Here is an 18,936-nt window from a genome sequence, read left to right as displayed (position 1 = left end):
GTAAAAAGTGCTGCTGGCGCCCGTGGAATGTGCGCAAGCAGCTATGAAATTGATAGTAATCTTGTGCAAGACAAACTCCGCCTCTACCTTGATCTGATCCGCTGGAACCGGCCTGCCGGCTGGTTGCTGTTGCTCTGGCCCACGCTGTCGGCCCTCTGGCTGGCGGCTGGTGGCTTTCCCGGTTGGCACCTCATCACCGTGTTCACCTTGGGCACCATCCTCATGCGCAGCGCGGGCTGTTGTGTGAATGACGTGGCAGACCGCGAATTCGACAAGCACGTCAAACGCACGGCACAGCGCCCCGTCACCAGTGGCCGGATTTCCAGCCGCGAGGCCTTGGCTGTGGGTGCGGTGCTGGCGTTGGCGGCGTTTGGACTGGTGCTCACGACCAATGCGGTCACGATTGCGTCGTCCTTCGCAGCGCTGGCGGTGGCCCTGGTCTACCCCTATGCCAAGCGCCACGTGTCCATGCCGCAAGCGGTGTTGGGGGTGGCTTTCAGCTTCGGTATTCCCATGGCCTATGCGGCAGTGCGGGCAGATGTGCCATGGCAGGCCTGGGCTTTGCTGGTCGGCAACCTGTTTTGGGTGCTGGCCTATGACACCGAATACGCGATGGTCGATCGTGATGATGACTTGCGCATCGGCATCAAGACATCCGCCATCACCTTGGGGCGCTGGGATGTCGTGGCCGTGTTGGCCTTTTACGGGGTGTATCTGCTGATCTGGACTTGGCTGGTTTTGCCCGGCTTGCGGGAGGCTTGGGGCTGGTGGCTGGGCGTGGCAGCCGCCATCGTCCAGGTGGTGTGGCACGGCACCCTGATCAAAGACCGCTCGCGCGAGGGTTGTTTCAAGGCCTTCCGCCTCAACCACTGGGTGGGGTTTGCCGTCTTTGCAGGCATCGTCATTTCCAGCACACTGGCCTAGTCTTTCTTTTTAACCCACCCCATGAACACCCCCGTACCGCCGCAAGACTCCGCTGTACGGGGTGCGCGGCTGCCTTTCCGGGCGCGCCGTATGCGCCAGCTGGCCTGGTCGGTGATGGGGGCTTTTGGGTTAATCGGGGTCAGTTATCTGCTGCAGCAAAACTGGTGGGTGGCGGGCCTCCTGCTCACAGGAACTGCTGCGACAGCCTACAGCCTGCACGCTCAAGCGGAGTACGAGAGCGACCGCGGATTTGTGATCATCCTGTGGATCATCTGGGCGACGGTGTCCGGCCTGATGTGGATCAGCAATGGTCTCCAAGACGTCGCCCTGTTGGCCTACCCCATTATTCTGGTTGTCGCGGGCCTGTTGCTTGGGGGCAGGCATTTCATTTATTACCTGGCCGCCATGCTGCTCTTCAGCGCGTTTCTGCAGTACGCCACCTCGGTGTTGCTTTGGCGAAGCGATGTCATGAATAGCACCAAGCTGGAGCTGTTGCGTGACGTGTGGGTGGTGCTGCTAGCCAGCGCCTTTGCGGTGTGGATTACCGTGTCTGATTGGCGGAAGTTGCTCGGGGAGTTGCACATTCGCATAGACGAATACCGTCAATCTCAGGCACATCTCACCTACCTCTCCCAGCATGATGCATTGACAGAGCTCCCCAACCGCAGCCTCGGACGGCAGCTGATGGAGGCAGCCATCGTTCGTGCGCAAACATCCGGTAGCCATGTGGCCCTGATGTTTGTGGATCTGGATAACTTCAAGTTCATCAATGATTCGGTGGGCCACGCAGCAGGCGACGAGTTTCTGCAACAGATCGCCTCGCGCTTGCGGTCTGCAGTGCGTGAAACGGACGTTGTGATGCGACAGAGTGGCGACGAGTTTCTGGTCGGCTTGCTCGACGTGCCGGATATTCAGGCTGCCAGCAAGGCGGCGAACGAGGTGCTGGAGCACCTCGGGGGTGTTTATCGCGTCCAGGGCTCCGAGTTGTCGAGTTCATGTTCCATCGGATTGGCCGTGTACCCCCGGGACGGGCACGATTTCGACACCTTGTTGCGTCATGCGGACCTGGCCATGTACCAGGCTAAGCAGGCGGGCCGCAATACCTTCCGTTTCTTTGATGTGATGATGCAGGACGACTTGAGCGCAAACCCGCGACTCGTGGCGGAACTGCAGACGGCCTTGGTGCGAGGTGAGTTTGTATTGCACTACCAACCAGTGGTCGATATGCAGGATCACCGGTTGTTGGGCGCTGAGGCGCTGATACGCTGGCAGCATCCGGTGCGGGGCTTGTTGGGGCCGGTGGAGTTCATTCCCGCGGCAGAGCGATCCGGCTTGATCGTGGATATCGGGCACTGGGTGCTGGAAGAGGCCTGCCGGCAGGCCGTGAAATGGCAGCGGCCGGGTCAGCCTCTGGTGGTTGCGGTGAACATTTCACCGGTGCAATTGCACCGGGGGGACCTGGAGAGTGCCGTACGCATGGCACTGGCAAACTCCGACCTGCCCGGCGCTTGCCTGGAGCTCGAGATCACCGAATCGGTACTGATGGGAGATGCGACTACGCTTGCCGACACCATCCGCCACCTGAAGGCGCTCGGCGTGTCCATTGCCGTTGATGACTTCGGAACGGGCTATTCCAACCTGGGCTATTTGCAGCGATTTGCTGCCGACAAAATCAAGATTGATCAGTCTTTCGTCCGCGCCATGTTGGCGGAGCCTGAGCAGCAAGCCATCGTGACTGCCATCATCCAGATGGGCAAGAGTCTCAAGTTGCTACCCCATGCCGAGGGCGTGGAGAGCGACGATGCCCGCGCCTTGCTGTTGGAGATGGGTTGCCGCACCGGGCAGGGCTACTGGTTCGCACGGCCTTTGGCAGCAGACATGTTTGCCACCAGCTTTCTTTAGGCCAAAGCCAACAAAAAAACCCGGCCAGTGGCCGGGTCCTTGGGGGCCCTTCGCGAAGTTGAATTACTTGGCGCTCAGGCACTCTTTCATGAAGGCTTTGCGCTCGTCGCCTTTTTTGTCTTTGGCGTCGGCGTTGCAGGTCTTCATTTTGTTTTGCTGCGCAGTCTTGCCGTCTTCGGCTGCTGCGGGCTTGGCGCTCAGGCATTCCTTCATGAAGGCTTTGCGCTCATCGCCCTTTTTGTCTTTGGCATCAGCATTGCAAGTCTTCATTTTGCTCTGCTGAGCGGTGGGTGCCTTGTCATCTGCAGCGTGCGCGCCGCCAACTGCCAGAGCCAAACCCAAAGCCATGAGAGAGATCAGTTGCTTCATTTGTAGTCCCGTGTGAAAAGTTGGCAGCGACCTGCCGTTGCAGAAATCCCGGAAAGGGAACCTCAGCATACAACGGCCCGATGACGGTCTGCGATGACAAAGTCACAGAAACAGCGGTTTTCCGTGGCCCGTAAAATCCACGGATGCTTACTGTCAAACACGAACTTCTGCAGGCGCTGGCCGCCTGCCTGGAAAACCTCTCACCCGGCGCCGGCCCCAAGGCCGCCTTTGAGTCGCCCAAAGTTGCCGCCCATGGCGACTTCGCAACGACCGCTGCCATGCAGCTGGCCAAGCCGCTGAAAATGAACCCTCGCCAGCTCGCAGAAACTCTGCGCGGCGAATTGCTGGCCACTCCGGTATACCAACGGTGGGTCCAGGACATCGAGATTGCCGGCCCCGGCTTCATCAACATACGCCTCAAACCTGCTGCCAAGCAGGAGGTAGTGCGCGAGGTGCTGGGCCAAGGAGCACGATTCGGATACCAGCCCGAGAGCGGCAAGCCGGTGTTGGTGGAGTTTGTGTCTGCCAACCCGACCGGCCCCTTGCACGTGGGCCATGGCCGCCAGGCCGCGCTGGGCGATGCCATTTGTAACCTGTTTGCCACCCAAGGTTACAAGGTACACCGTGAGTTCTACTACAACGACGCGGGTGTACAGATCGACACGCTGACCAAAAGCACCCAGTTGCGTGCCAAAGGCTTCAAGCCCGGAGACAGTTGCTGGCCGACCGACCCGGATAACCCGGAAAGCAAAGCCTTCTACAACGGCGACTACATCGCCGACATTGCCGAAGCCTTCAAGGCCAAGGCCTCCATCAAGGCCGATGACCGTGAGTTCACCGCCAATGGCGATGTGGATGACTACGACAACATCCGCCAATTCGCCGTGGCCTACCTGCGCAATGAGCAGGACAAGGACCTGCAGGCCTTCAATCTGCACTTTGACCAGTACTACCTGGAATCCAGTCTGTACACCAGTGGTCGTGTAGATGCCGCCGTGAACAAGCTGGTGGGCAACGGCAAGACTTATGAGCAAGACGGCGCGCTCTGGCTCAAGAGCACCGACTATGGCGACGACAAAGACCGCGTCATGCGCAAGAAAGACGGTAGCTACACCTACTTTGTGCCGGACGTGGCGTACCACATCGCCAAGTGGGAGCGCGGTTTTGCCAAGGTCGTCAACATCCAGGGCACCGACCACCATGGCACCATTGCACGCGTGCGTGCCGGCTTGCAAGCAGCCGATGTGGGCATTCCCCAAGGCTATCCCGACTACGTGCTGCACACCATGGTGCGTGTGGTGCGCGGTGGTGAAGAGGTCAAGATCAGCAAGCGCGCGGGCAGCTATGTGACCTTGCGCGACCTGATTGAGTGGACCAGCAAGGACGCCGTACGCTTCTTCCTGCTGAGCCGCAAGCCGGACACTGAGTACACCTTCGATGTGGACCTGGCCGTGCAGAAGAACAACGACAACCCCGTCTATTACGTGCAGTACGCGCACGCGCGCATCTGTTCGGTGCTGGCGAGCTGGGGTGGCGATGTGGCTGCACTCAAGGGCGTGGACCTCTCGGCCTTGGAAAGTTCGCAAGCACAGGCCTTGATGCTGCTGTTGGCCAAGTTCCCCGAAATGCTGACCGCTGCAACGGAAGGCGAGGCTCCGCACGACGTGACCTTCTACTTGCGCGAGCTGGCCGCCAGCTACCACAGCTACTACGATGCCGAGCGCATCCTGGTGGATGATGAGGCGGTCAAGTTGGCCCGCTTGGCCTTGGTCGCCGCGACTGCGCAAGTGCTGCACAATGGTTTGGCCGTGCTGGGCGTGAGTGCCCCGCAAAAGATGTAATTCCTTCAAAGAAAGCAAGGCATGAAGAACGAGCGTGGCGGGACCCTGGTCGGGTTCATCGTGGGCGTGGTGGTGGGATTGGGCGCCGCTCTGGCGGTGGCGGTGTACGTCACCAAGGTCCCGGTGCCTTTCATGAACAAGAGCCAAAGCCGCAGTGCGGACCAGGATGCGGCTGAAGCCCAGAAGAACAAAAATTGGGATCCCAACGCGCCCATGTATGGCAAGAATCCCGCGCCGGCAGTGCCTGTGGCTACCGTGCCCGGCACGCCTGCTTCGGGCGCTAAAGCCGCGGGCAAGGTGGTAGAGGCCAAGCCTGATGCCAAGGCCGATCCGAAAGCGGACGCCAAGGCAGACCCCAAAGCTGCAGCGAAGCCGGATGCAAAGGCCGACGCCAAGGCATCGGCCGACCCACTGGGTGACTTGGCCAAGGCCAAAGCAGGTACGGTGGATGGCGATGTGTTTACCTACTGGGTGCAGGTTGGGTCTTTCCGCTCTGCAGAAGATGCAGAAAGCCAGCGCGCCAAATTGTCACTGAGTGGCATCGAGACCAAGATCTCGGAGCGGGAGCTTTCCGGCAAACAGGTCTTCCGCGTACGCGTAGGCCCCTTCGACAAGAAGGATGACGCGGACAAAGCCAAGGAAAAAATGGACAAGGCCGGCTTGGAAACGGCGCTGGTTCGCGTTCAACGCTGAGTCTGTCCCGGAACTTTCGGCGGTGGGTCCACTCACACCGCCTCTATGGAGTCTTTTGAAATGAAACGTCGCGCATTCACTCACGTGGCCACGGGTGCCGCTCTGGTCGCTTCCACAGCCTGGTCTCCCTTGGTTCAGGCCCAAGCCAAGAAGCCCCAAGCGGGAACCGATTACTTGCCGCTGGATCCCCGCGCACCGACCGAAGCCCCCGCTGGCAAGATCGAAGTGGTCGAGTTCTTCTGGTACAACTGCCCGCACTGCAATGCGTTTGAGCCCCTGTTGCAGGGCTGGATCAAAACCCTGCCGAAAGACGTGTCCTTCCGTCGCGCGCCGGTTGCATTCCAGGAAAGCTTCGTACCTCAGCAGCGCCTGTACTACACCTTGGAAGCCATGGGCTTGGTGGAGAAGTTGCACGCCAAAGTGTTCAACGCCATTCACAACGAAAAACAAAACCTTGCCCGACCTGAAGCCATCCTGGAATGGGTGGCTCAGCAAGGCGTGGACAAGGACAAGTTCGTGGCGCAGTACAACTCCTTTACGGTAGCCACCAAGGCAGGTAAAGCAGCCCAGTTGCAGAACGCTTACAAGGTGGAAGGCGTGCCAGCTTTGGGTATTGCCGGTCGTTTTTACACCGATGGTTCTCTCGCCGGCAACATGCCTCGCGCATTGCAAGTGGTGGAGTCCCTGGTCGCTGACGTTCGCGCCGGCCGCGGTTGATGCGACCGTGGCGGTCCGGCTTTGTGCCTGACCGCCGCACACCGCCAAAGGCGGGGCTAGAATGAATTTCCTTATCTTTGCGTCAAGGGGTTCGTTCTATGTCGAGTCAGAAATTCCGTCTGGTTACCCGTAGCGATTTCGATGGACTGGTATGCGCCGTCCTGCTCAACGAGCTGGACTTGATAGACGACATCAAGTTCGTTCACCCCAAAGACATGCAAGATGGCAAGGTGGAGGTGTCCAACCGCGACATCACCACCAACCTGCCTTATGTGCCGGGTGTGCACCTGGCGTTTGACCACCACGAATCCGAGACTATTCGGAACACCGGCGAACGCTCAAACCACATCATCCTGCCGCATGCGGACTCTGCTGCCCGCGTGGTGTACGACCACTACGGCGGTGCAAGCCGCTTTCCCGCGCGCTTTCACGACATGATGGAAGCGGTAGACAAGGGCGACTCCGCGCGTTTCAGCCATGACGAGATCATGAATCCTAGCGGTTGGGTGCTCCTGAACTATCTGATGGATTCGCGCACGGGCTTGGGTCGCTTCCGCGAGTTCCGCGTCAGCAACTACCAGCTGATGATGGATTTGATTCAGTACTGCCGTAACCACGGCATCGACGAAATTCTGCAGTTACCGGACGTGGTGGAGCGCGTGGAGCTGTATTTCGAACATGCCGGAAAGGCCAAGGAGCAGCTTTTGCGCTGTTCCACAGTGCATGGCAACCTTCTGGTGCTGGACTTGCGCAATGAAGAAACCATCTACGCCGTGAACCGTTTCATGGTTTATGCATTGTTCCCGCAGACCAATATTTCCATCCACGTGCTCTGGGGTTTGCAAAAGCAAAACACCGTGTTTGCCACCGGCAAGTCCATCACCAACCGCAGTTCCAACACCCATATCGGGGAGCTCATGCTGAGTTACGGCGGAGGCGGCCATGCCAATGCGGGAACCTGCCAGGTCGACAACGCGCAGGCCGCAGATGTGCTTCAAGCACTGATCAGCAAAATTAACGCCGACGGTTGAGCGCACCAAGGGCAGGAAGCCTGAAGCGCTCGGTACAATGCAACGAGCGCTCTTCGAGCAAGTTTCGTGCCCTTATGAAAAAAATCCTGTTCTCCCTGTCAGTACTGCTGGCCCTGTGCGGTGTGGCGGAGGGTATTCGGGCCGAAAAGGCTGATCGCAACAAACCGATGAACGTGGAGTCGGACGCGTTGCGGTACGACGACCTCAAGCAGGTCAGTGTGTTTTCCGGCAACGTGGTGCTCACCAAGGGCTCCATCCTGATCCGTGGCGCGCAAATCGAGGTGCGCCAGGACCCTGAGGGCTATCAATATGGTCTGGTGACCGGCGCTCCCGGCAAGCAGGCCTTCTTCCGCCAGAAGCGTGATGGACTGGATGAGTTCATCGAAGGCGAGGGGGACACCATTGAGTACGACGGCAAGGCCGATACCGTGCGCTTCATCAAAAAAGCCCAGATGCGCCGTTTGCGGGGTGCGACGGTGGCCGACGAGGTGACCGGTGCGGTCATCGTGTACGAGAACCTGACCGATCGTTTTACCGTAGATGGCACCCCCAAGACAGCTGCTGCACCCGCAGGCCGTGTGCGTGCCATGCTGACCCCCAAGGCCGATCCGGTCACGACGCCACCCGCTGCAGGTGCGGTGCTCAAGCCCACGACCCAGATTGAGAAAGCTGTTCCGTGAACGCAGCAGTACCCGATACCCCGGACAGCGCTACCGGGCGGCTTGAGGCCCGCCACCTTCAGAAGTTTTACGGCAAGCGGCAGGTCGTCAAAGATGTTTCTCTGGCCGTGCGCACCGGTGAAGTAGTGGGCTTGCTGGGCCCCAACGGTGCCGGCAAAACGACCTCGTTTTACATGATTGTGGGTCTGCTGCGCGCCAGCGCAGGCGACATCACCATCGACGGCCAGAGCATCGAGCACATGCCGATCTACCGGCGCGCCCGCTTGGGGCTCGGCTACCTGCCGCAGGAAGCCTCCATCTTCCGCAAGCTCAATGTGGAAGACAACGTACGTGCAGTGCTGGAACTGCAGCGTGATGATGCCGGTGCGCCTTTGAAGCCGGCTGAGATCGAGCACCGGCTTACCGATTTGCTGCAAGAGCTCCGTGTGGAGCATTTGCGGGAGTCTCCATCGCTTGCCCTCTCCGGTGGCGAGCGCCGTCGGGTGGAAATAGCCCGCGCGCTGGCGACAAGGCCGCGCTTTATCCTGCTCGATGAGCCTTTTGCAGGTATCGACCCGATTGCGGTGATCGAGATCCAACGCATCATCAACTTCCTGAAGGCGCGTGGGATTGGCGTGCTCATCACCGACCATAACGTGCGCGAAACGCTGGGTATTTGCGACCACGCCTACATCATCAGTGACGGGCATGTGCTGGCCGAAGGCACTCCGGCCGATATCGTGAACAACGCCGATGTCCGCCGTGTCTACCTCGGCGAAAACTTCAAGATGTAAGCGGATCGATGAAACAAGGTCTTTCGCTTCGCGTCTCGCAGCATCTGGCGCTCACCCCGCAGCTGCAACAATCTATCCGCTTGCTGCAACTCTCCACGCTGGAGCTCAGCCAGGAGGTGGAGCAGATGCTGGACGAAAACCCCTTCCTGGAGCTCACCGAAGAGCGTGCTGAGCGGGAAGACTTTGGCCTGGATGCGGTAGATGCACCGGTGAGTGATGGAGACCGTCTATCAGAAGAAGGTGACTTTGCTCCTAATTCGATAGCTGACTACGCAAGCAGTACAAGCGCTAGCAGCTCGAATGAGGATGAAACGACTCCGCTGTCCGGCAGCGATGAACCCGACTGGGAGGGCGACGGCACCACAGAGATGACCCCCGACGACGGCGAGTGGGGTGTGGATGCCAAAGCCAAAACCAACAACCTGGACGACGACGAGCAGAAGGATGCGACCGAACTGGCACGTTCGGGCGAGTCTTTGCAGACCTTTCTGCACCGCCAAGCCGCCGGTTTGCGCTTGAGCGCCGAAGATGCCGCGGCCTTGCGGTTCCTGATCGAGTCCCTCAACGACGACGGCTACCTGGAAGACCCGCTGGCCGAGCTAGCCCAGAGTCTGCACCCTGCCGACGAAGAGCAGCTCCACGAACTGGTGCACCACTTCACTGTGGCATTGGGCCTGCTTCACAGCCTGGAACCGATCGGCGTCGGTGCGCGTGACTTGGGTGAATGTTTGCGCTTGCAGCTGCGGGCATTGCTGACCACCGCAGATGAAGATGGCGAATTGGATCGCACTGAGGTACTGCAGGTGGCTTTGGCCATTTGCAAGCAACCCATGGAACTGCTGGCCCGTCGCGACATCAAGCGCCTCGTGCAAGCAGGTGTGGGTAGCGATGCTCTGGTGCGCGAGGCTATTGCGCTCATAGCCCGTCTGGAGCCCAAGCCCGGCCGCCGCTTCATTGATGTGGAGCGCAATATCGTCGTACCTGATGTGCTGGTGGTGCCCATCGGCAAAGTGGGCGGAATGCCCAAATTCCGGGTGCAACTGAATCCGGATGTGATGCCGCGCCTCAAGGTGCACGACATTTACGCCAATGTGCTGCGCAACCACAAAGCCAGCTCCAGCCACGCCGGTCTGCAGCAGCGCCTGCAGGAGGCGCGCTGGTTTATCAAGAACATCCAACAGCGCTTTGACACCATCCTGCGCGTGAGCACAGCGATTGTGGAGCGTCAGAAAAACTTCTTCACCCATGGCGAACTGGCCATGCGCCCGCTGGTGCTGCGCGAAATTGCAGACGAACTGGGCTTGCATGAATCCACCATCAGCCGGGTGACCACTGCCAAGTACATGGCGACGCCCTTCGGCACGTTTGAGTTGAAATATTTCTTCGGGTCCGGCCTAGGCACTGAGTCCGGCGGCAACGCCTCCAGCACGGCGGTGCGGGCGCTGATCAAGCAGTTCATCGCCTCCGAGAGCCCGAAAAAGCCCTTGAGCGACAACCAGATTTCCGACATGCTCAAAGAGCAGGGCATTGAATGCGCCCGGCGCACCGTGGCCAAATACCGCGAGGGCCTGAAGATTGCCCCCGCCTCACTCCGCAAAGCGCTATGAACCAATTGACTCTCTTTCTCCCCTGCGCCGCCGGCGTGGAGGAATATCTGGCGCCGGAGATTTTGCAGATCACCGGCTTACCACCCGGCTGCATCACCAAGCAGCGCGGGGGCGTGGCCGTGCGTACCGGATTTGAGCATGCGATGCTGCTCAACCTGTACAGCCGGTTGGCCCAGCGGGTGTTGGTGCTAGTGTCGTACACCGAATACCGCAGCGAGCAGGACCTGTACCGCGCCGCCATGCAAGTGGCGTGGGAGCGCTGGTTCACTCCGCGCGAAAGTATCAAGGTGGAAGTCACTGCCCAGCACAGCCCGCTCACCTCGCTGAACTTTGCGGCGCTCAAAGTGAAGGACGCCGTGTGCGACCGCTTCCGCGAAGTGGCGGGCGGTGTGCGGCCGGACGTGAATACCCAATGGCCCGATGTGCGCATTTACGCACACCTGACCACCGATGCCTGCTCGCTCTACATCGACACTTCCGGCGAACCGTTGTTCAAGCGGGGCTGGCGTGAGGACAAGGGCGATGCGCCACTCAAAGAAACCCTGGCGGCCGCCATGATCGCTGCCAGCGGCTGGGCATCGGGTGACGACGATTTGCTGCCCTTGTACGACCCTTGCTGCGGCAGCGGCACCGTTGTCATTGAGGCTGCGCAGATTGCCTGCAACATCGCAGCCGGTTCGCTGCGCCGGTTTGCGTTTGAGAAGTACAAGCCCTTCCGCTCCGAGGAATGGGCTGCTATGAAAAAAGAAGCTGCTGACGCTGTTGTGAAGCCGGAGCCAGGCCAGAAAGCCTTGATTTACGGCAGTGATGTGTCCTTCCGGATGGTCGACTTTGCTGAACGGAATGCGCAGCGCGCCGGGGTGGCCGATGTGATCGAATTCCGCGGCGGTGATGCTTTGCAGCGTATGCCCCCGATTGATGTGAGCGAGACCGGTGGTGGCGTGATGGTCATCAACCCGCCGTACGGCGAGCGTATCGGCATCGGCGGCGTGGCGGGTGAGGGCGAAGGTGCCCGTTTCGGCGCTCGCGAGCTGGCAGAGGCGGACGACGGCGTGGACTTCTTCAACCAGCTGGCCAGCCACTGGAAGAAGAACTACAGCGGATGGACCGCCTGGATGCTCACTCCCGACCTCAAGCTGCCCAGCAAAATGCGCCTCAAAGAGTCCCGCCGAGTGCCCATGTGGAACGGCCCGCTGGAGTGCCGTCTGTTCAAATTCGACATGGTGAAGGGCCGACTGGCCAAACCTGCTGCTCCCGAGGCGCATGACTGAGCCGGTGCCCGGCATCGTGCTGGACACCAACATCGTGCTCGATTTGTTGGTGTTCAAAGACCCCCTGACCTTGCCGCTGTGCGAAGCCTTGGAGACGGGGCAGTTGCGCTGGCTGTCGACGGGCGCCATGCGTGAAGAGTTGGATCGGGTGCTGGCCTACCCCCAGATTGCCAAGCGTCTTGCGTTTTACGGCCTGGACCCGCAGGATGTGCTGGCGGCGCGTGATGCCTGGGTGCTTACCGTGGACCCCGCCCCCAAAGCACCTGTCACCTGCAAAGATCCGGACGACCAGCGCTTTATCGACCTGGCCGTGGCCCACCGGTGCCTGGTGCTGAGCAAGGACCATGCGGTACTTTCCATGGCAAAACGCCTTCTGGCGCTCGGTGCGTCTGCGCGGGCAGCTATTTGATTTATAGCATTTGATATCGGACGTAGCGGTGGCTCATGGCCATGACGACTGCGCCATATGCCCCCAATCGGTGGGGGATATCACCCGGTTTTCGGATGTCTCCCAAGCGTGATTTCCTAAGTGCTTGATTTTCATGGGAAATTTTCCCGCAAAAACTGGCATGTTTCGCGCTATCTCCAGAAGCGCTGCTGACCATGGGGGTCGGCGGCACAACCCTCTCCTGGAAAGGAAATCATCATGCGTACATCTTTCATGCTTCGTTCCGTACTGGTTGCCGCAGCCTTCGGCAGCCTGTCTTTGCTCCCCAATGTGGCTGCTGCCCGCGAAGGTGCCCAAAGTGTTGGCAAGGGCATCAAGTGCTATACCGCCGCGGTGCAACAGGCTGATGGCACCGTCAAATACCAGCGCGTTTGCTACAAGGGCGTTTGATGCTTTGCAGGTGGAGCGGCGCTCTGGCGCTGTTTCCTCTGTGCGCGCTCGTCGCGGGCCATGGGGCCCCGGCGTGCGCGCAGTCGTTGGTGTCGAGCCAGCTGCAAATTGACACGGGCATAGGGCACGAGGCGCAGAGTGCTCCGGTCTTCCAGCTCACCCCGGAAAGCACCATCGTGTACCTCGACGACCTCAAGCACCTGAGCGGTGAACACGTGCGGACCAGCGTGCAGGCCTCCGCCGAATGGGCTTGGGACAAAGGCTTTACCGTATCTCTCTCCGGTGATGCCACCCTCAAAAAGTCACCAGCCAAACCCGATCTCGATTATCAGACTGTCTCCGTGCAGCCCTCATTGATGCATCCCTTGTGGGGTGGCAGTGGCGGCGTGGGTGTAAATCTCCAGACCTTTGATGTAGGCGGCGCGCATTTTCGTGACAGTACCGGCCTGATCCTGAACTGGACCCGTGCGGACGCCGAGTCCATGTGGAGTGTGGTGGCAGAAATCTCCGAATACCGCCATGGCGCAGATCTGCGGGATATGGATGCCACCTCCCGCTCCCTGTTGCTTCTGCGCCAGTACACCGATCCTTGCAAAGCTATTTCAGGTTTGGACTTTTCGGCCATCGTGGGCCGGGAGGAGAACCGCTGGGGCTATGCAGATCTCTCGAATCGCAGTGCGCTGCTCAGCGCGACTGTGCATTGGTCCATGTGGGGTGGTGATTGGTCTTTCGGCCGCAGCTACCGGCGGGCCGTGTTTGACGAAAGCGCCTTTGAGGATGATCCCGTCCGGATGGACGCTACCCATATGACCGACCTCTCAGCCCAATGGCCGTTGACCTCCAAGGTATCGCTGCGCGTTGAAATGAACGATTCGGTCAGCCGTTCCACGACCCGGCTCTACGACAACAACTTCCGCCAGTTCAGTGTGACCTTGAGAACGCAGATCTAGCCTAGCTGGGAGCCACCTGCGGCAAGGCAATCCGGATATGGGTTCCACTTCCCTCTTCACTTTCAATGCCTATGTGGCCGCCCAGCACATTGCTGACGAGGTTGTAGACGATGTACATCCCCAAGCCACTGCCACCGCGCCCTAGTTTGGTGGTGTAGAAAGGCTCGAAGATATGGGGCAGGCTGGACGCAGGAATCCCACGTCCGTTGTCGGCGTAATGCAGCATCACCATGACTCCCTCCAGACGCGCCTCGATGGAGATACGCCCGCTGTCCATGCCGTCGAATCCGTGATGGACGGAGTTGCTCAGCAGGTTGGTCAGCACCTGCTCTAAGGGGCCCGGGTAGCTGTCGAGCTCCAGATCCCCGGCGATCTCCAGCTGAACCTCATGATCCGGGGTCTTGAACATCGGCTTGGCGGTGTGCAGTACTTCCTCCACCACGGCCAGCAGCTGGAACCTGCGGCGCCTGCTGCTGGTCTGGTCGACGGCCACTTCTTTGAAGTCATTGATCAATTTGGCAGCCCGGCTTGCATTCCGTTCAATCAACTGGCTGGCCTCTTCAATGCGCTGCGCGCCTTTCTCGACATCCGAACGCCGCGCCGTGCCCGAAAGCAGCTTCTGCCCGAAAGACGCCGCCTCCTCGGTGAGTGTGGAGGCGACCGCCATCACGTTACCGATCGGGGTGTTGAGCTCGTGGGCCACCCCCGCGACGAGACTGCCCAGTGCGGCCAATTTCTCGCTTTGCACCAATTGGCCCATGGCACGTTGCAGTTCCTGATTGCGGGCCTCCACCCGGGCTTCGAGTTCGCGGTTCAAGTCCTGCAGATTGGTCTGGATCCGCTTGAGCTGGGTGACATCAATCAGGGTCTCAATGGCACCGCTGATCTTGCCGTCGGCATCCCTGAGGGGGGCCGCACAATACCGGCCCCACATGCCTTTGGTACCGTCGTGGTTGCTGAAATAGTCCTCTCCTTCCAAAGCACCAGGCAGGTCTGTGCTCTGGCGTAGCTTGGTCGGGTAATGGCGCGCCAGTGTTTCTGCATCAGCGCCATCCACCAGCAGGTTGACCAGTGTGGGGCGTGCGGTTTTGTAAATGCCGCGCCAGCTGTTGGTGGTGCCGACCACCTCACTGGCAGACACGCCCGTCAAGCGGGTCATTTGCGGATTCCAGAACGTGACCCGGTGTTCTGCATCAATTGCAAACACAGCGATCGGCAGGTTCTCATAGATCTGCCGGATGCGATGTTCGAGCTCACGGGCCCGTTGCTCTGCCAGTTTGCGATCACTGATGTCCCGGACGGTAGACACTGTGCGAACGCGGTTCCCCATTTCCATGCGCACCATCGAAATTTCGGACCAGAACTGGCTGCCATCTTTGCGCCGTTGGTGCCACTCAAAAACTTGCTGCCCGGTCTGCAAAACGCGGGCAAAGCGCTCCTGAACCGCCTCTTCGGTGAACTCACCCCCGATGGCCGTCAATTCATGGGGCTGCAGAAGACGGGCTTCTGCCGGCGTGTAGCCGAACAAGGCTTCGAAGCGTGGGTTGATATCCACCACCCGGCCACTGGCGACATCCCGCACGATCATGGCGTCCGGGCTGTGGTCGAACAGTTCGCGGTACTTCTTTTCGCTGGCACGAATGGCCCGTATGGCCGCTCTGCGGCTGTACATTCCGTAGATCAACAAACCGATGATGACCAGCAAACTGCTGAATAGTGCCAGCAGCCATGCACGGTGAGGGCGCAGGTCATCCCATGGGTCAGCGGGCCGGTTGAGCAGGACCGCATTGGCCGGCAGCAGATCCAGGGGAATGCCCCAGCGCTCCATTTGTTGGAAGTCGAAAGTGGCCTTGCCGGGAACAGACGACATGGGCAAGGGCACGGTGATACTGCCGGTCATCAGCTGCTGGGCCAGGCGACCTGTGGCTTGACCTTGTTCTAGGCCCGAAACAAGATAGCCGCCGAGAATGCCCGGACGCATGGCCACATCCCGGGTCACGGCTACCGGCGCGTTCGACGCTTGGGCCCACAAATCCGCAGCCTCCTCGTGAGAGAAGTGCGTGCCTCTGGCGTCTTTGTTGAACGGCAGTGCAAATACCAAATCGTTCGCCGTCAACAGGCCGAGCTTTGCTTGGATGGCTTCTGCATTCAGACCGGTCAAAAACTCCACTTGCAAGCCGGCAAGTGGCCGGATCACTTCGCGCAAGGTCTCCACCTGGGCCAGGCTGGTGCGGCTCTGGTCGTGTATCACGACAAGGCGGCGGGTTTGGGGGCGGAGCTTGAGCACCAATGCCAAGCTGTCTGCAACATCGAGGTCATCAAACACGCCACCGACATTGTTCATCTGCGCCAACGCAGCGCGCCGGCTGATGGCCACCCCCGAAAACAGCACTGCGACACGGGGGAAGTGCTTGTCTCTGAGGCGCAAGGCCATGTCCAGACCATCGTCGTCGGCAGCCAGGATAAGTGCAGGCGGCAGCGCTCCCATCTTGGCGAGCAGCAGGCTTTCGAACTGCTGGTAATAACGCTCACTGGGGGCTGTGCGTTTGGTATCGAGATATTCCACCTGCAGGTCTATGGTGGGCTGCAGCGGTGCCAGCTCCTGCCGTACCCCTTCGATCTGCGCATCACTCCACGCCATCCCCTGGTGGTAGGAGGCAATCAGCAGAACCCGCGTGCCTTCAGCATGGAGCGAAGGCGTCCAGAGCAGCGCCAACGCCCATAACCAGCACCACGCGACAGCTCCTGAATACTTGGGAAGTCGGCGTGGGCGAAATGGCGTGTTCATGCAGGTGGGGGACGTTTCTTCGGTTTGGCGCAGCGCGCCTCAATTCGCTTTCAGCGCAAAACTGTCGGCGCTTGCACGGGGCCAAGTCTGGCGATAGATGAGAGGCAATCCGGCCGTCTGGTCGTCGAGCAAGGCCCCGTTGGGCAACTGGGTCAGGATCAATTGCGCAAGTGAGCGTACTTTATTGCCACCGGAGCGACGCACGATGTGGTGGGCAGTAATCTCATTCGGGTGGTGTACCCCCACGGCCTGCACCATTTCTTTGAGAGCAAACAGGGTTTGTTGATGAAAGTTGTAGACCCGGTCCGCCTTGTCGGGTACCACCAGACTTTGCTGACGCAGCGGGTCCTGGGTCGTGACGCCGGTCGGGCAATGGCCGGTGTGGCAATGCTGGGCCTGGATGCACCCCAGCGCAAACATGAATCCCCGGGCGCTGTTGCACCAATCTGCACCCAGGGCCATCAGGCGTGCCACATCAAACGCGCTCACCACTTTGCCGGCAACGCCGATCTTGATGCGTTCGCGAAGGCCCGCGCCCCGCAGGGTGTTGTGCACCAGCAGCAGGCCTTCCTGCACCGGCGCGCCTACGTGGTCGGTGAACTCCAGGGGGGCAGCACCGGTGCCACCCTCGGCCCCATCCACGACGATGAAGTCGGGTGTGATGCCGGTTTCCAACATGGCCTTGACCATGGCAAACCACTCCCACGGATGGCCTATGCACAGCTTCATGCCAGTGGGCTTGCCACCCGAGAGCTCACGCAGGCGGGCAATGAATCGCATCATTTCTATGGGCGTGGAAAACGCGCTGTGCGAGGCTGGTGAAATGCAGTCCACCCCTACCGGCACGCCGCGCGCTTCGGCAATTTCAGGCGTTACCTTGGGGCCTGGCAGCATGCCGCCGTGCCCGGGCTTGGCGCCCTGGCTGAGCTTGAGCTCAATCATCTTGACCTGGGGATCGCGAGCGTTGGCGGCGAACTTGTCGGCATTGAAGGTGCCATCCTCATTGCGGCAGCCGAAGTAGCCGGAGGCCACCTCCCAGATGAGGTCACCGCCGTGCACGCGGTGGTGGGCTGAGATGGAGCCCTCGCCCGTGTCGTGCGCAAAGTTGCCGCGTTTGGCGCCCTTGTTTAACGCCAGGATCGCGTTGGCGCTCAAGGCGCCGAAGCTCATGGCGGAAATGTTGAACACGCTGGCCGAGTAAGGCTGCGCAGTGCCTTCACCGATAGTGATACGGAAATCGTGAGAGGCAATTTTGGTCGGAGCTACTGAATGGTTGACCCACTCATAGCCTTCGGCATGCACGTCCAGTTGAGTGCCGAAGGGGCGTTTGTCAGGCTCGCCCTTGGCTCGCTGGTAGACGAGTGAACGCTGGGAGCGGGAAAAGGGCGTTGCTTCGTTGTCACTCTCGATGAAGTACTGCCGGATTTCTGGGCGGACAAACTCCAGCATGAAACGCAGGTGCCCGATGATGGGGTAGTTGCGCAGGATGGAGCGCTTGGTCTGGCGAAGGTCATACACCCCGACCCCGACCAGGATAGCCGCCAGCAGGAAGGTGGCTAAGCCCGCACCGAAAACCAGCAGGCTGAACACACTGAGCAGCAGGGCAAAAACGCTCAAACCCATCACGGTGTAGCGGATGGGAAAGACAGCATTCAAAGTGTTAAGCATCGCGGAGTCTCCTTCGGAGAGACAATACCAGCCTGCACTCTCTTTGCACAGCTTATGACTACCAATATCACCACCGATGCGTCCGCAGACGCTCCCGCGCACGCCGATGCGACTTTGACCCCCCAGGAATTTGATGAAATTGACAGCATCCTGGATGACCTGCGCACCCGCCACGAAGAAATTCCTCAATGGGAGTTCTGCGAAGGTTTCATGGCCGCGCTGGTGGTGTGCCGCCGACCGATTGCTGCCGAAGAATACTTTCCTGTTCTGCTGGATATGGAAGTCCCAGCCGCCGGCGATGCTGGAGGCTTTGCCGATGCAGCTCAGGCCGCGCGCTTCCTGGAGCTCTGGACCCGCCGCTGGAGCGACATCGTGCGCGGACTGGCCGTCGAAATTCAAGGACTGGATGATGAGAACGCCTACCACCCTGAGGTGATGGATGTGCGAGGTGCAGTCGCTGGCTTGTCGGAAGAAGACCGCGCGGCCATGGCCGGCGAAGACCTGCCCTCATTCGGTCAGGTCTGGGCACTGGGATTCATGTTTGCCGTCGAATCCTGGCCCGAAGAATGGGCCGCGCCCCGCGACAAGGAGGCTGAGAAATGGCTGGATGCCTCGCTGCAGTCCATCGTTGCGCTCACCGAAGATGACACCGATGAGCCCACCATTGCCGTGTTTGATGACAACGGCCCGGCCAGTGTGAGCCAGCGCCGTATCAACGATTTCTCGGATGCCGTTTGGGCGGTGTATGACTTGCGCGAGCTGTGGCGCAATTTCGGCCCGCGCGTTGAGACCGTTCGCAAAGAAGCAGAGCCCGGTCGCAATGACCCTTGTCACTGCGGCAGCGGCAAGAAGTACAAAAAGTGCCACGGCGCCTGAAGGCGTTT

The 18,936-nt window shown here is 60.0% G+C and carries 17 protein-coding genes; 14 read left to right on the top strand and 3 right to left on the bottom strand.

All coding sequences use genetic code 11. The features are described from left to right. The first annotated feature begins 27 nt into the window (after positions 1-27). Positions 28-924 carry a 4-hydroxybenzoate octaprenyltransferase gene (ubiA, locus tag ACOAP0_RS07435; RefSeq protein ID WP_498374972.1) on the top strand — a complete coding sequence of 299 codons (897 nt, stop codon included), beginning with the start codon at positions 28-30 and terminating at the stop codon, positions 922-924. A 21-nt stretch (positions 925-945) separates the two neighbouring features. Continuing rightward, positions 946-2,826, top strand: a complete 1,881-nt coding sequence (locus ACOAP0_RS07430) for a putative bifunctional diguanylate cyclase/phosphodiesterase (protein WP_498374973.1) — start codon at positions 946-948, stop codon at positions 2,824-2,826. Between the two features lie 63 nt (positions 2,827-2,889). On the opposite strand, the gene ACOAP0_RS07425 is transcribed toward ACOAP0_RS07430, so the two are convergent. After that, complete coding sequence (locus ACOAP0_RS07425) at positions 2,890-3,195, bottom strand: PsiF family protein (RefSeq protein ID WP_087495348.1); 306 nt, start codon at positions 3,193-3,195, stop codon at positions 2,890-2,892. A 143-nt stretch (positions 3,196-3,338) separates the two neighbouring features. Between ACOAP0_RS07425 and argS the strand changes: the two genes are divergently transcribed. From argS to ACOAP0_RS07370, 11 genes are all read left to right on the top strand, one after another. Beyond that, positions 3,339-5,036, top strand: a complete 1,698-nt coding sequence (argS, locus tag ACOAP0_RS07420; protein ID WP_498374974.1) for an arginine--tRNA ligase — start codon at positions 3,339-3,341, stop codon at positions 5,034-5,036. 21 nt (positions 5,037-5,057) lie between these two features. Continuing rightward, positions 5,058-5,729, top strand: coding sequence for an SPOR domain-containing protein (locus tag ACOAP0_RS07415; RefSeq protein WP_087495346.1), 672 nt, complete (start codon positions 5,058-5,060; stop codon positions 5,727-5,729). Positions 5,730-5,789: 60 nt separating this feature from the next. Further along, complete coding sequence (locus ACOAP0_RS07410) at positions 5,790-6,446, top strand: thiol:disulfide interchange protein DsbA/DsbL (RefSeq protein ID WP_087497283.1); 657 nt, start codon at positions 5,790-5,792, stop codon at positions 6,444-6,446. 98 nt (positions 6,447-6,544) lie between these two features. Next, a complete protein-coding gene (locus ACOAP0_RS07405) occupies positions 6,545-7,477 on the top strand; it encodes an exopolyphosphatase (RefSeq protein ID WP_481875133.1) in 933 nt (310 codons plus the stop codon). Positions 7,478-7,551: 74 nt separating this feature from the next. Further along, positions 7,552-8,157 carry a lipopolysaccharide transport periplasmic protein LptA gene (gene lptA / locus ACOAP0_RS07400; protein WP_481875134.1) on the top strand — a complete coding sequence of 202 codons (606 nt, stop codon included), beginning with the start codon at positions 7,552-7,554 and terminating at the stop codon, positions 8,155-8,157. Then, complete coding sequence (gene lptB / locus ACOAP0_RS07395; protein ID WP_498391353.1) at positions 8,154-8,930, top strand: LPS export ABC transporter ATP-binding protein; 777 nt, start codon at positions 8,154-8,156, stop codon at positions 8,928-8,930. Before lptA ends, lptB begins: the two co-directional genes overlap by 4 nt. Before the next feature lie 8 nt (positions 8,931-8,938). Further along, entirely contained in the window at positions 8,939-10,537 is a 1,599-nt protein-coding gene (locus tag ACOAP0_RS07390) for an RNA polymerase factor sigma-54 (protein WP_498374975.1), read from the top strand. After that, positions 10,534-11,808, top strand: a complete 1,275-nt coding sequence (locus ACOAP0_RS07385) for a THUMP domain-containing class I SAM-dependent RNA methyltransferase (RefSeq protein WP_498374976.1) — start codon at positions 10,534-10,536, stop codon at positions 11,806-11,808. The genes ACOAP0_RS07390 and ACOAP0_RS07385 overlap by 4 nt, the downstream gene beginning before the upstream one ends. Further along, entirely contained in the window at positions 11,801-12,217 is a 417-nt protein-coding gene (locus ACOAP0_RS07380; protein ID WP_498374977.1) for a putative toxin-antitoxin system toxin component, PIN family, read from the top strand. Before ACOAP0_RS07385 ends, ACOAP0_RS07380 begins: the two co-directional genes overlap by 8 nt. Positions 12,218-12,454: 237 nt before the next feature. After that, complete coding sequence (locus ACOAP0_RS07375) at positions 12,455-12,646, top strand: hypothetical protein (protein WP_087495338.1); 192 nt, start codon at positions 12,455-12,457, stop codon at positions 12,644-12,646. Between the two features lie 89 nt (positions 12,647-12,735). Next, positions 12,736-13,596 carry a hypothetical protein gene (locus tag ACOAP0_RS07370; RefSeq protein WP_498374978.1) on the top strand — a complete coding sequence of 287 codons (861 nt, stop codon included), beginning with the start codon at positions 12,736-12,738 and terminating at the stop codon, positions 13,594-13,596. A 1-nt stretch (position 13,597) separates the two neighbouring features. Here the strand turns inward: ACOAP0_RS07370 and ACOAP0_RS07365 are convergent, their stop codons facing one another. Then, complete coding sequence (locus tag ACOAP0_RS07365; protein ID WP_498374979.1) at positions 13,598-16,384, bottom strand: sensor histidine kinase; 2,787 nt, start codon at positions 16,382-16,384, stop codon at positions 13,598-13,600. A 39-nt stretch (positions 16,385-16,423) separates the two neighbouring features. Continuing rightward, positions 16,424-18,052: an FMN-binding glutamate synthase family protein gene (locus tag ACOAP0_RS07360; RefSeq protein ID WP_498374980.1), complete on the bottom strand. Its 1,629-nt coding sequence runs from the start codon at positions 18,050-18,052 to the stop codon at positions 16,424-16,426. 54 nt (positions 18,053-18,106) lie between these two features. On the opposite strand from ACOAP0_RS07360, the gene ACOAP0_RS07355 reads away from it, so the two are divergent. Further along, entirely contained in the window at positions 18,107-18,928 is an 822-nt protein-coding gene (locus ACOAP0_RS07355) for a UPF0149 family protein (protein ID WP_498374981.1), read from the top strand. Positions 18,929-18,936: the final 8 nt, after the last annotated feature.

The organism is Curvibacter sp. Hmag1.1 (assembly GCF_059769165.1).
This window is presented reverse-complemented; position numbering and strand designations above follow the sequence as displayed.